This is a genomic window from Rhodopseudomonas parapalustris, from assembly GCF_053772255.1.
This window is the reverse complement of sequence record NZ_JAMKBZ010000003.1, coordinates 122,567-135,224: the sequence shown is the minus strand read 5'-3', so window position 1 is coordinate 135,224 and position 12,658 is coordinate 122,567. Positions and strand designations below refer to the sequence as shown.

Here is a 12,658-nt window from a genome sequence, read left to right as displayed (position 1 = left end):
CGTGCGTGATCGATCCTGGGCCCGTCACGATCCATCGGGTGAACAATCTCGATCTGTGGGTCAGCGGCTTTGCCTGGCCGTTTGCCGACAAGCGCCGCGCCGAGATCGATGCGCATTTTGCCGAGCGCCAGGTCGCGCAGCCGAAATTGTGGAACGGCCGCGTGCTGCTCGGCCGCCTGCCGCGGTTCGACGGCGGCAGCTTTAGTGCCGAGTATTTCGAGGTCGACTACGCCAGCTTCCTGTCCTGGCGGGATTGGGACTTTCCCGACCCGTCCGTGTTCAACGGCTTCGGCATGGGGGTGATCCGGGCCGCTGACGGCGCGATCGTGCTGGGCGAGATGGGCGCGCACACCGCCAACGCCGGCAAGGTGTATTTCGCCGGCGGCACGCCCGATTTGTCCGACGTCCGCAACCACCGCCTCGACATCGCCGCCAGCGTGACGCGCGAGGTCAAGGAGGAAACCGGATTGGTGCGGTCCGACTATCGCGCGGCCGATCATTGGCACTGCGTCGAGGCCGGTCCGCTGGTGGCGATGCTGCGGATCCTCGACGTCTATTTGCCCAGCGATGCGCTGAAGGCACGGATCGAGGCGTATCTGGCGCGGGAGGAGGAGCCGGAGTTCAGCCGCGTCCATCTGGTGCGCTCGAAAGACGACTTCCTGCCGACGATGCCGCGCTTCGTCACCACCTACCTGACGATGTTGCTGCGCGGCGATGATTAGTAGCTATCGGCCGGTCATATCCTGACGTCGCTGCACTCATCGCCGAAGTCGCCAATGACAACACGCCGAGATCCGAGGGCGGGGCCGCAGCGGCGGGGATATATCGCGCTGTGTGCAAAATGTCTTGACAATGTCTGGCGCATCGGCAGGGTACGTTCAGGAGACCGCATCATGGCCCCACGCATCAACCGCACCGAAAAGCTCGATCTTCGCCTGACGGCGGAGGCCAAGCATACCCTGACGGCGGCTGCACAAGCGCAGCGCCGCTCCCTGAGTGACTTTGTGCTCGAGAGCGCCCTCGGCCGCGCCGAGGAAGCTCTTGCCGACCGTCGCGTTTTCCAGCTTCCCCCGGAGAAGTGGAAAGCCTTCGTCGCCGCGCTGGATGCGCCACCGCGAGATCTGCCGCGGCTGCGCAAGCTGTTGGAAGAGCCGGGCGTGTTTGTGCACGGCAAGTAGGCGTGACGGGCTTTCACATCGAAAAGTTGCACCGCCGTCACGCCGTCGAGACATTTGATTGCGGCGAGGACGGACTGAATCGTTTTCTGGTTCGCTTCGCACTGCCGAACCAGATGGCGAACGCCTCGCAGACTTATGTCGGCCTTGCGGATGACGATGCCATCGCCGGCTTTTACACGCTTGTTGTCGGAGAGGTTCGCTATGAGGGCGCGCCGGAACGGCTAACCAAGGGTCTGGCCCGGCATCCTGTTCCGGTCATGCTTCTGGCCCGGCTCGGGGTAAGCCGGCAGTGGCAGGGAAAGAGAATTGGCGCGGGGCTGTTGCGCGACGCCGTCCTGCGCACGCTGCAAGTGGCTGACATTGCCGGCGTTCGCGCGCTTGTGGTTCATGCCAAGAACGAGGCCGCACGATCGTTCTATGAGCGGTTCGACTTCCAGCCGTCTCCGACCGATCCGCTGCATCTGTTCGCGCTTATCAAGGATTTGAAGAGCCTCTGAACAAGAAAGACGTCGCCACGTTCCGTGTCGACGGTGCTACCCGCTACTCATCTGGCGAACAGCGAGAACTTTTCGTCGATGAGCAGTTGCGCCACTGCCGCGAACGCGCCGGGTGCAAAGCGCCGTCTCGAACCATGAGGCCATCGACGACGCTCAGCACGATGTCGTGTTCGTGGCGCCTGCCTCTCAGCCGTGCGCGTGGACGCCGAGGTCGTCGCGCGGGGTGATGCCGAGGCGATTGAACAGCATGCGGTCCTTGCTGTCGCCCGGGTTCGGGGTGGTCAGCAGGGTGTCGCCGATGAAGATTGAGTTGGCGCCGGCGAGGAAGCACATCGCCTGCATCTCGTCGCTCATCGCGGTGCGGCCGGCGGCGAGGCGGACATCCGATTTCGGCATCATGATCCGTGCCAGCGCGATGGTGCGGACGAATTCGAAGGGATCGACCGGCGTCGCGGTCTTGGCGATCGGGGTGCCTTCGATCGGGATCAGCATGTTGATCGGCACGCTCTCCGGGTGCTGCGGCAGGTTGGCGAGCGTGCGCAGCATCTCGACACGATCGGTCGGCTTCTCGCCGAGGCCGAGGATGCCGCCGCAGCAAACCTTGATGCCGGCGTCGTGGACCTTCTCCAGCGTATCGAGACGGTCCGAGTAGCTGCGAGTCTTCACCACGGAGGAATAGAATTCCTCGGAGGTGTCGACGTTGTGGTTGTAGTAATCGAGACCGGCGTCGGCGAGCTGCTTGGCCTGATCGTCGCTCAGCATGCCGAGCGTCATGCAGGCTTCCATGCCGAGCGCCTTGACCCCCTTCACCATCTCGATGATCGGAGCCATGTCGCGCTCTTTCGGCGAGCGCCATGCCGCGCCCATGCAGTAGCGCGTCGCGCCGGCGTCGCGCGCCGCCTTGGCGGCCTCGATCACCTTGGCCGGCTCCATCAGCTTGGAGGCGGGCAGGGCGGTGTCGTGATGGGCCGACTGGCTGCAATAGCCGCAATCCTCGGCGCAGCCGCCGGTCTTGACGTTGAGCAGCTGATTGCACTGGACCTGATTGGGATCGAAGCTCTGGCGGTGGATGGTCTGCGCCCGGAACATCAGATCGGCGAAAGGCGCGTTGTAGATCGCCGCCGCTTCCTCGCGGGTCCAGTCGTGGCGGATGGTGGGGCTGGCGGCGGCGAGCGTGGAATGGGCGATCGAGTTCAAAGCAGGTGCTCCGGTCGGGGTCGTTCGGCTGGGGGACAGCCATAAGCGGTTTCGGCGGGTGAAGAAACCCACGGCGGTGCATCGCCAACCCGACCATGGTTTAGGTCAGTGTTTCTGACGCTTTATCGCGGGTTTTGACCATGATTTGGCGTTGCGAAACGGTGGCGAGGTCGTTTACAAGATTAACTGTTCGGTCCGTCGGACACTTGCGTCAACCTTCTCTCAAGAGATGTCGACGACGATCGGGCCATGAAGGTGTCGGGAATGACGATGGGTCGCGCGAGCATCGGGATGGAAGGAACGGCGGTCTTCGCCGCGTCCGCGATTCCGACCGCGCTGATCTCGACCCTCGCGCTCGAAACCCTCGCGCTTGGCGGGCTGCTGCTTCTTAGCCGCCCCTGAGGGCCGTCTGGGCAGCTTTGCCTGGGCACTCAGGGGATCGCACGACAGCCAGCCCCTCATGCGCCCGCGCGGCGCCCCGACCAAAGGACATTTTTCATGACCACCACCACCCAGTCCGAGCAGGACCGCGTCATCATTTTCGACACCACCTTGCGCGACGGCGAGCAGTGCCCCGGCGCCACCATGACGTTCGAGGAGAAGCTGAACGTCGCCCGGATGCTCGACGATATGGGCGTCGACGTCATCGAGGCCGGCTACCCGTTTGCCTCCGATGGTGACTTCGAAGCGGTGCACGAGATCGCCAAGCGCTCGAAGAACTCGGTGATTTGTGGGTTGTCCCGCGCGGCCCACAAGGACATCGACCGCTGCGCCGAGGCGATCAAGCCGGCCGAGCGCGGCCGCATCCATACCTTCCTGTCCACCTCGCCGGTGCACATGAAGTACAAGCTGCAGATGGAGGCCGCGCAGGTGTACGAGATGGTGATCTCGTCGGTCACTCGCGCGCGCAACCACACCGACGACGTCGAGTGGTCGGCGGAGGACGCCACCCGCACCGAATTCGACTTCCTGTGCCGCTGCATCGAGGCGGCGATCAAGGCGGGCGCCACCACCATCAACCTGCCGGATACGGTCGGCTATGCAGTGCCTGAGGAATATCGCGAGCTGTTCCGTAAGGTTCGTGAAACCGTGCCGAACGCCGACAAGGCGCGATTCTCGGTCCACTGCCATAACGACCTCGGCATGGCGGTGGCCAATTCGATGGCCGGTGTCGCCGGCGGCGCACGCCAGATCGAATGCACCATCAACGGCATCGGCGAGCGCGCCGGCAATGCCGCGCTGGAAGAGCTAGTGATGGCGATGCGGGTGCGGCAGGACAAGTTGCCGTATTGGAACCGGATCGAGACCACGATGCTGACCCACGCCTCCAAGACGGTGTCGGCCGCGACCTCGTTCCCGGTGCAGTACAACAAGGCGATCGTCGGCCGGAACGCGTTCGCGCACGAGAGCGGCATCCACCAGGATGGCATGATCAAGAACGCTCAGACCTACGAGATCATGACGCCGGAGACGGTGGGCGTGAAGGGCACCTCCCTGGTGATGGGCAAGCACTCCGGCCGCGCCGGCTTGATCCACAAACTGGAGGACCTCGGCTACAAATTGTCGCGGAACCAGATCGAGGACGTGTTCGTGCGGTTCAAGGCTTTGGCCGACCGCAAGAAGGACGTCTACGACGAGGACATCGAGGCACTGGTCGACGAGCAACTGCTGCACGGTCAGGACCAGATCAAGCTGATGTCGCTGACGGTGATCGCCGGGACCCATGGTCCGCAGCGCGCCACCATGAAGCTGGATGTCGACGGCCAGGTCCGGATCGAAGAGGCTGAAGGTAACGGCCCGGTAGATGCGGTGTTCAACTGCATCAAGGCGCTGGTGCCGCACGACGCCAAGCTGGAGCTGTATCAGGTGCATGCCGTGACTGAAGGCACCGACGCGCAGGCGGAAGTCTCCGTGCGGCTCAGCCACGAGGGCCGTTCGATGACCGCCCGCGCCGCCGATCCGGATACCCTGGTGGCGTCGGCGAAGGCTTATCTGGGCGCGCTCAACAAGATCGTTGCCAAGCGCCAGCGCAGCGTCCGAGAGGACGCGACGACCGTGGCGGTGGCTGGCTGATTGCGCAATTAAGTCGCACAACCGCGGCTGACAGCTACAACTTCTGGAACGACTCGAAAGGGCGATGCCGTTGTGCATCGCCCTTTTTTCGCACTGCGGCAGTTGTTGACGACGCCCCTGCGAAGGGGCAATAGCCTTTCGTAGTGCTTCTCTGTATTGGTGCGGCTGGTAATCGAACGGGGCAGGGACGCGGGTGCGTTCCTCAAAAGGAATCGGGAGAAAACATGCGTAAATCCATTTTCGCACTCGCATCGATCGCCGTGCTCGGGCTGGTAAGCCCGGCCGCCGCGCAGTCGCCGATGGTCATCAAGTTCAGCCATGTGGTGGCGGAACATACCCCGAAGGGTCAGGCCGCGCTCAAGTTCAAGGAGCTGGCCGAGAAGTACACGAACGGCAAGGTCAAGGTCGAAGTCTATCCGAACTCGCAGTTGTTCGGCGACGCCAAGGAGATGGAAGCGGTCGCACTCGGCGACGTGCAATTCATCGCGCCGTCACTGTCGAAGTTCGACAAGTTCACCAAGAAGATCCAGTTGTTCGACCTGCCGTTCCTGTTCAACGACATCGACGCCGTCGACCGCTTCCAGGAAGGCAAGGCCGGGCAGGATCTGCTGAAGTCGATGGAAGCCAAGAACTTCCTCGGTCTCGCCTACTGGCACAACGGCATGAAGCAGATCTCGGCCAACAAGCCGCTGCTGCTGCCGGAAGATGCCAAGGGCCTCAAGTTCCGCATCCAGGCCTCCGATATCCTCGCCGCCCAGTTCCAGCAACTCGGCGCCGTGCCGCAGAAGCTCGCCTTCTCGGAAGTGTATCAGGCGCTGCAGGTCGGCACCGTCGACGGCCAGGAGAACACCTGGTCCAACATCTTCTCCCAGAAGTTCTACGAGGTGCAGAAGGATATCACCGAATCCAACCATGGCGTGATCGACTACATGGTCGTCGTCAATGCCAAGTGGTGGAACGGCCTGCCCAAGGACATTCAGGGTGAGCTGAAGAAGGCGATGGACGAGGCCACCAAGGTCAACAACGACATTGCCAACAAGCTGAACGAAGAGGCCAAGCAGAAGATCCAGGCCGCCGGTACCAGCAAGATTCATCAGCTCACCCCCGAGCAGCGCGCCAAGTGGGTCGAGGCGATGAAGCCGGTCTGGGCCAAGTTCGAAGGCGCGATCGGCAAGGACCTGATCGAAGCCGCAGTTGCATCGAACAAGTCGAACTGATCCAACGCGTCGGCCGCGGTGATCCGCGGCCGACGTCGTCCGGACGGACATAGGGGGGAGTCGTGTCGCTGCGGAAGATGTTCCACCGCGTCGAGGAGGGGCTGATCGCTCTGATCCTCGGCGTGATGACTATATTGACCTTCGTTCAGGTCGTCCTGCGCTACGGCTTCAACTCCGGCTTCATCTGGGCTCTCGAGGCGAATTTCTATCTGTTCGCCTGGCTCGTCATGATCGGCATCGCCTATTGCGTGCGGGTGCGCGCGCATATCGGCGTCGATGCGGTCGTCAATCTGCTGCCGCGCAACGGCCGGCGCGCCGTCGGCCTGCTGGTGGTGGCGCTGGCGCTGCTCTACGCCGGGCTGATGATCTACGGCTCCTACGACTACATCAACCGGCTGATGATCATCGACGTCGAGGCCGAAGACATTCCGATCAAGCGCTGGATCCTGTCGCTCTGCCTGCCGCTCGGCTTCCTTGCGCTCGCCGTCCGGCTGATCGAGATGGGCTGGCGCATCGTCACCGGTCGCTCGAACGGTTACGAGCTCGCCGACGAGGCGCGCGAAGCGGTCCACCACGTCCAACACCATCCCGAACTCGACGCCACGACGGTGCAGCGATGAACACCATTTTCCTGTTCGCTTCGCTGTTCAGTTTTCTGCTGATCGGCATGCCGATCGCGATTTCGCTCGGCCTATCCTCGATCCTCACCATTCTGTTGTTCCAGAACGACAGCCTGGCGTCGCTGTCGCTAAAGTTCTTCCAGACCACCGAGCAGTTCACGCTGCTGGCGATCCCGTTCTTCATCCTGGCCGGTAACTTCCTCACCACCGGCGGCGTCGCCAAGCGGATGATCAATTTCGCGATCGCCGCGGTCGGGCATCTGCCCGGCGGCCTGGCGATCGCATCGGTGCTGGCCTGTATGCTGTTCGCAGCGGTGTCGGGCTCGTCGCCGGCCACCGTGGTGGCGATCGGTTCGATCGTGATCGCCGGCATGGTGCGGGTCGGCTACACCCAGGCGTTCGCCACCGGCGTGATCGTCAACGCCGGCACGCTCGGCATCCTGATTCCGCCGTCCATCGTGATGGTGGTGTACGCGGCGGCGACCGAATCCTCGGTCGGCCGGCTGTTCATCGCCGGCGTGGTCCCGGGATTGCTGCTCGGTCTCGGGCTGATGGTCGCGATCTACGTCGCGGCGCGGATCAAGAAGCTTCCCCGGCAGCCGAAGGTGCCGTGGCGCGAGCGGCTGACCCTGTTCCGTGAGGCACTGTGGGGCCTGCTGCTGATCTTCATCGTGATGGGCGGCATCTACGGCGGCGTGTTCACTCCGACCGAAGCGGCTGCGGTCGCCGCGGTCTACGCCTTCATCGCGGCGGTGTTCATCTATCGTGATCTGAAGATCACCGACGTGCCGCAGGTGCTGCTGGATTCCGGCCGGGTGTCGGTGATGCTGATGTTCATCATCTGCAACGCGTTCCTGTTCGGCCATGTGCTGACCACCGCGCAGATACCGCAGGACATCGCCCGGCTGATCACCGACGCGCAATTGTCGCCCTGGCACTTCCTGCTGATCGTCAACATCATCCTGCTGGTCGCCGGCAACTTCATGGATCCGACGGCGATCGTGCTGATCACCGCGCCGATCCTGTTTCCGACCGCGATGCAGCTCGGGATCGATCCGATCCACCTCGGCATCGTCTATGTCGTGAACATGGAGATCGGGCTGGTGACGCCACCGGTCGGGCTCAACCTGTTCGTGGCATCCGGTATCACCGGCATGCCATTGATGCAGGTGGTGAAGGCGGCGCTGCCCTGGCTGATGGTGCTGCTGAGCTTCCTGATCCTGATCACATACGTGCCGATCATCTCGACCTTCCTGCCAGATCTATTATTCGGCAGCGCGATCAAGTAGCGGCGGGTTTGTTTCGGATGGGAAGCGCTTTGTTTCAACTCGTGAACGAAACGCTTCCTTTCCAAACCTTAAGTTGATTGCGGCGCGGCGTGGACCCATCTTCACGGCTACCCTTCCAGAGGAGGTTGCCATGAAGAAGGTTCTGCTCGCCGGCGTCGCTGCGCTGGTGTTCGCCGGTTCGACGGCGGCTTTTGCCGAGCATCGCGGCTGGTTCGATCATGGCCGGCACGCGTTCGACGCTCAGGATCGTAGCGCGTTCGCCGACGCCAAGATCGCGGCCGTGAAGGCTGGGCTGCGGCTCTCCCCGGATCAGGAAAAGCTGTGGCCGCCGGTCGAGGCCGCGGTGAAGGATCTGGTCAAGCTCCGGATCGACCGCGCCGAGGCGCGGATGAAATCCCGCGACGACGACCGCGATCCGCGCGACGGCGATCCGGTGATGCGGCTGCGCGACCGCGCCGATTCGATGGCTGCGACCGCGGCTGCGATGAAGAGGATCGCCGACGCGGCCGACCCGCTCTACAAGTCGCTCGACGACGGCCAGAAACGCCGGCTGCGCGTGCTGACCCGGATGGAGGGCGGCTTCGGCTGGCGCCACCATCATCACCGTTTCATGCACCGTGATGGCAACCGCGACGATGAGCGCGGCCCGCGTTGGGATCGCGGTGATCGCGGCGACCGCGACCGCGGCCCGATGATGGACCGCGGCGGCCCGATGGACGATGGCGACGGCCCGAGCAGGCTCTGAGGCTCCATTCAGAACAGGCTCCGGCGGGCCTCTATGCTCGCCGGAGCCTCGCTTTGCCGACTTGCCATGCGCCCTCGGCGCAGCACGAGCGGGGCGGTCCAGCGATCCCACCGCCGCGTCCGTCGGTTTCGAGCAAGGGCCGTGCGCATCAGCGCACGTCCAGGCGCGGTCTCGTCGCCTTGAAACACTCTGGACCGGCAGCGGTTTTTACGCGCCGAAGTTTCTCGTCACAGAACTGAAAAAAGTCGCCTGCATTGCTGGACATCACGGGTCGGCTTTGCTAAACGACGCCGTCCCCGCAAGGGACCCAGCCGAAACGGCTGCGGGCGCATAGCTCAGTTGGTAGAGCAGCTGACTCTTAATCAGCGGGTCCCAGGTTCGAGCCCTGGTGCGCCCACCAAAGCCACCCTTGAAGTCGCGAATTTGCATCAAAGGGTCGGCGCCGGTGGTGTCTTCATGCCACATCTGCGTGCATCACTTCCACGATCTCATCGATGTTCAACCGACATCAGGCGGCGCGGGTGACGCATTTGTCCGCGGCCCGTCAGGTCGGCGCGATGTGCTCGGCCGTCTCGGTGATCTTGGGACCGGGCGATTAGCGCGCAGGAGTTCTTCGTCCGCATTGCGACCTCGTAAACTCGCAGCAGAAGCCCATGGGGGTCGAACCAATCCGCCGTGTTCGCCGTTGGCTGTCGCAGCCGACCGCGCGCCATCCGGCGCATCGGCGGTTCGCGTCACCACGCTGTCACACAACGCGGCGACAGAGTGACGGCAACTCAATCGGGCACCCTCATGGACTATTTCAGGCGCTTCACCTTTCTGTTCTCGGCTCCCACCTTCGACGCGGATGATCTCGAAGGGCTTCGGTTCAACCAGATTGTCGCCGAGATCGAGCGCTCCGGCTTCGAGATCGTCAAGGCACGCAAGCTCGAAGATGCCGAGATCGCGGTGCAGACCGACGCCGCGATCGGCTGCATGGTGGTCGATTGGGGCAAGAAGGGGCTCGAGGGCAAGACCGCCGCGCTGATCAACCTGATGCGCCGGCGCGGTCTGGATTTCCCGATCGTGCTGTTGATCCGCCGCAAGCGGTTCGAGGAAGTGCCGGTCGAGGTGCTGGATTTCATCGACGGCTACGTCTTTCTCTCCGAAGAGACGCCGACCTTCATCGCCCGCAATCTGATCAGCCGGCTGAAGCAATATGCCGACACGCTGAAGACGCCGTTCTTCGGCGCGCTGGTCGACTACGCGGAGGAGGGCAACCAGCTCTGGACCTGCCCCGGCCACAACGGCGGCATGTTCTACAGCCGCAGTCCGATCGGCCGGGTGTTCATCGAGCATCTCGGCGAGGCGGTGTTTCGCGACGACCTCGACAATTCGGTGCTCGATCTCGGCGATCTGTTGACCCACGAAGGGCCGGCGCTGCGTGCGCAGAAGGAAGCTGCGCAGATCTTCGGCGCCGAGAAGACTTACTTCGTGCTCAACGGCACCTCGACTTCCAACAAGGTCGCGCTCGGCGCGCTCGTCACCGACGGCGACCTCGTCCTGTTCGATCGCAACAATCACAAGGCGGCGCATCACGGCGCGCTGATGATGGGTGGCGGGATTCCCGTCTACATTCCGACCGTCCGCAATGCCTGGGGGCTGATCGGGCCGATGGCGTGGGACGCACTGGATGAAGAGGCGCTGCGCGAACGCATTCGCAGCCATCCATTGGTCAAGGACCCGGAAGCGTGGCGCAAGCCGCGCCCGTTCCGCGTCGCCGTGGTCGAGCAGTGCACCTATGACGGCACCATTCACAGCGCCGAGATGATCCTGCGCCGCATCGGGCACCTGTGCGACTACATCCTGTTCGACGAAGCCTGGGCCGGCTTCATGAAGTTTCATCCGTTGTATGCGGGCCGCTTCGCGATGGGGCTGGCGAATCTCGGTGACGATGCGCCGGGGATCATCGCGACGCAGTCGACCCACAAGCAGCTCGCCAGCTTCTCGCAGGCGTCGCAGATCCACATCAAGGATCGCCACATCCGTGGCCAGAAGCGGCGGGTGGAGCATCGGCGTTTCAACGAGAGCTTCATGCAGCACGCCTCGACGTCGCCGTTCTATCCGCTGTTCGCCTCGCTCGATGTCGGCGCGCAGATGATGAAGGGCCGCTCCGGCGAAGTGCTGTGGGACGATACTATCCGGCTCGGCATCGAGCTGCGCAAGAAGATCCGCGCCGTGCGGAGGGAGTTCGAGGAGAAGGAAGCGCGGCCGGAACGGCGCTGGTTCTTCGATCCGTTCGTGCCGGATCGGGTGACGATCGCGGACGCCGCGCGCGAGGGCGCGGTGCACGACGTCGCCTGGGAGGCGGTGAGCACCGATCAGCTCGCGACCGATCCGGCGTTCTGGAGGATCGCGCCGGGCGCCGCCTGGCATGGCTTCGCCGACATGGCGCCGGGCTTTGCCATGACCGACCCGAACAAGCTGACGTTGCTGACGCCCGGCTTCGATCGGGCCACCGGCCGCTACGCCGAGCACGGTGTGCCGGCGCCAGTAGTCGCGCAATATCTGCGCGAGAACCGCATCGTGCCAGAGAAGAACGATCTCAACTCGCTGCTGTTTCTGCTGACGCCGGGCGTCGAGGCGAGCAAGGCCGGCACGCTGATCAGCGGGCTGGTCGCGTTCAAGAAGCTGCACGACGACAACGCGCTGCTCGAAGACGTGATACCGGAATTCTGCCGGCGCCGGCCGGCGCGCTATGCCGGCGTGCGGCTGCGCGATTTGTGCGGGCAGATGCATCGGTTTTTCCGAGACGCCGACGTCAGCGCGCTGCAAGCCAAGCAATTCCTGCCCGAACATCTTCCCGAGATCGCGATGTCGCCGCACGCCGCGGCGCGCTTCTTGGTGCGCAACGACGTCGATTATCTGCCGATCAGCCAGATCGCGGGCCGGATCGCCACCACGCCGTTCGTAGTCTATCCGCCCGGAATTGCGACCATCGTGCCCGGCGAGCGGCTGAGCGAGCGGGCCAAGCCGATGCTCGATTACTTGCAGATGTTCGAGCGCAGCTTCAACGAATTCCCCGGCTTCGATGTCGAAATCCAGGGCGTCTATCGTGAGGCCGACGAAGCTGGGCGTGTTCGCCTCTACACCTACGTCGTGGCCGAATAGTCAGCTCGCCTGCATCTGTCGGAGTTGCCGTGGACAGCGTTTTGCCGATCCTGATCCGTCCGTCGCACGACGGCGATGTCGAGGCGATGCTCGACATCTATCGCTACTACATCCGGCGCGGTCTCGACGAAGGGATCGACGACCACGGTACGCCGCAACCCGACGACCTCAAGGAGCGGCGCAAGAACTTGCGCAACCGCCGCTTCCCGCATCTGGTGGCGATCCGCGGCGGGGCCGTGGTGGGCTATGCCTACGTCGTGCTGTTTCGGAAGCGGCCCGCCTATCGCCACACGGTCAAGCATTCGATCTATGTGCATCCGGATCATCTCGGCCGCGGCATCGGCAGGGACCTGATGCGCGAGCTGATCGATGCCTGTGCCGCGGCCGGCTTCCGTCAGATGATCGGCTATATCGACGCCGACAACACCGCGTCCCTCGGTCTTCACCACAGTTTCGGCTTCGCCACCGTTGGGCGGCTCCCCGGCGTCGCTTATCGTTACGGACGCTGGGCCGATACGGTGATGGTGCAGCGCTCGCTCGGCGCAGGCGCGACGATGCCTCCGGTGGTGTGACCGAGCGCAGCGGGTTCCACGGCTGCGACAGATCGATCCGCCGCGATTGTGTTACGTTATTGCGGATCGACATCGATGCGAACTGCGTGTTATCCGCTTGCCTCGACCCATGAGAGACAC

The 12,658-nt window shown here is 63.6% G+C and carries 12 protein-coding genes and 1 tRNA gene; 12 read left to right on the top strand and 1 reads right to left on the bottom strand.

Going from position 1 to position 12,658, the window contains the following annotated elements; translation table 11 throughout:
• Positions 1–5 precede the first annotated feature (5 nt).
• The 3 genes from M9H71_RS04130 to M9H71_RS04120 all read left to right on the top strand — a co-directional run bounded on the left by M9H71_RS04130 (position 6) and on the right by M9H71_RS04120 (position 1,675).
• Positions 6–722, top strand: a complete 717-nt coding sequence (locus M9H71_RS04130) for an NUDIX hydrolase (RefSeq protein ID WP_455403821.1) — start codon at positions 6–8, stop codon at positions 720–722.
• A 171-nt stretch (positions 723–893) separates the two neighbouring features.
• Complete coding sequence (locus M9H71_RS04125) at positions 894–1,178, top strand: type II toxin-antitoxin system TacA family antitoxin (protein WP_455403820.1); 285 nt, start codon at positions 894–896, stop codon at positions 1,176–1,178.
• Between the two features lie 2 nt (positions 1,179–1,180).
• Positions 1,181–1,675 carry a GNAT family N-acetyltransferase gene (locus tag M9H71_RS04120; protein WP_455403819.1) on the top strand — a complete coding sequence of 165 codons (495 nt, stop codon included), beginning with the start codon at positions 1,181–1,183 and terminating at the stop codon, positions 1,673–1,675.
• A 186-nt stretch (positions 1,676–1,861) separates the two neighbouring features.
• Here the strand turns inward: M9H71_RS04120 and bioB are convergent, their stop codons facing one another.
• A complete protein-coding gene (gene bioB / locus M9H71_RS04115; RefSeq protein WP_455403818.1) occupies positions 1,862–2,872 on the bottom strand; it encodes a biotin synthase BioB in 1,011 nt (336 codons plus the stop codon).
• Between the two features lie 249 nt (positions 2,873–3,121).
• On the opposite strand from bioB, the gene M9H71_RS04110 reads away from it, so the two are divergent.
• From M9H71_RS04110 to M9H71_RS04070, 9 genes are all read left to right on the top strand, one after another.
• Positions 3,122–3,274 (top strand): hypothetical protein, encoded by a 153-nt coding sequence (locus tag M9H71_RS04110; protein WP_455403817.1) that lies wholly within the window; start codon positions 3,122–3,124, stop codon positions 3,272–3,274.
• A 96-nt stretch (positions 3,275–3,370) separates the two neighbouring features.
• Positions 3,371–4,945, top strand: coding sequence for a 2-isopropylmalate synthase (locus tag M9H71_RS04105; protein ID WP_455403816.1), 1,575 nt, complete (start codon positions 3,371–3,373; stop codon positions 4,943–4,945).
• Positions 4,946–5,169: 224 nt separating this feature from the next.
• Complete coding sequence (locus tag M9H71_RS04100; RefSeq protein ID WP_455403815.1) at positions 5,170–6,162, top strand: TRAP transporter substrate-binding protein; 993 nt, start codon at positions 5,170–5,172, stop codon at positions 6,160–6,162.
• 62 nt (positions 6,163–6,224) lie between these two features.
• On the top strand, positions 6,225–6,782 hold the full coding sequence (locus M9H71_RS04095) for a TRAP transporter small permease (RefSeq protein ID WP_455403814.1): 558 nt from the start codon (positions 6,225–6,227) through the stop codon (positions 6,780–6,782).
• A complete protein-coding gene (locus M9H71_RS04090) occupies positions 6,779–8,071 on the top strand; it encodes a TRAP transporter large permease (RefSeq protein WP_455403813.1) in 1,293 nt (430 codons plus the stop codon). Before M9H71_RS04095 ends, M9H71_RS04090 begins: the two co-directional genes overlap by 4 nt.
• Before the next feature lie 130 nt (positions 8,072–8,201).
• Positions 8,202–8,816: a Spy/CpxP family protein refolding chaperone gene (locus tag M9H71_RS04085; protein ID WP_455403812.1), complete on the top strand. Its 615-nt coding sequence runs from the start codon at positions 8,202–8,204 to the stop codon at positions 8,814–8,816.
• Between the two features lie 324 nt (positions 8,817–9,140).
• Positions 9,141–9,216 (top strand) — tRNA-Lys (locus M9H71_RS04080).
• A 392-nt stretch (positions 9,217–9,608) separates the two neighbouring features.
• Complete coding sequence (locus tag M9H71_RS04075) at positions 9,609–11,966, top strand: Orn/Lys/Arg family decarboxylase (protein WP_455403811.1); 2,358 nt, start codon at positions 9,609–9,611, stop codon at positions 11,964–11,966.
• A gap of 29 nt (positions 11,967–11,995) precedes the next feature.
• Positions 11,996–12,538 (top strand): N-acetyltransferase family protein, encoded by a 543-nt coding sequence (locus tag M9H71_RS04070; protein WP_455403810.1) that lies wholly within the window; start codon positions 11,996–11,998, stop codon positions 12,536–12,538.
• Positions 12,539–12,658: the final 120 nt, after the last annotated feature.

What these genes read in the sequence shown, in the direction of transcription:
- M9H71_RS04125 (WP_455403820.1), top strand. Translation starts at nt 894, where the DNA reads ATGGCCCCACGCATCAACCGCACCGAAAAGCTCGATCTTCGCCTGACG.
- M9H71_RS04110 (WP_455403817.1), top strand. Translation starts at nt 3,122, where the DNA reads ATGAAGGTGTCGGGAATGACGATGGGTCGCGCGAGCATCGGGATGGAA.
- M9H71_RS04105 (WP_455403816.1), top strand. Translation starts at nt 3,371, where the DNA reads ATGACCACCACCACCCAGTCCGAGCAGGACCGCGTCATCATTTTCGAC.
- M9H71_RS04100 (WP_455403815.1), top strand. Translation starts at nt 5,170, where the DNA reads ATGCGTAAATCCATTTTCGCACTCGCATCGATCGCCGTGCTCGGGCTG.
- M9H71_RS04090 (WP_455403813.1), top strand. Translation starts at nt 6,779, where the DNA reads ATGAACACCATTTTCCTGTTCGCTTCGCTGTTCAGTTTTCTGCTGATC.
- M9H71_RS04085 (WP_455403812.1), top strand. Translation starts at nt 8,202, where the DNA reads ATGAAGAAGGTTCTGCTCGCCGGCGTCGCTGCGCTGGTGTTCGCCGGT.
- M9H71_RS04075 (WP_455403811.1), top strand. Translation starts at nt 9,609, where the DNA reads ATGGACTATTTCAGGCGCTTCACCTTTCTGTTCTCGGCTCCCACCTTC.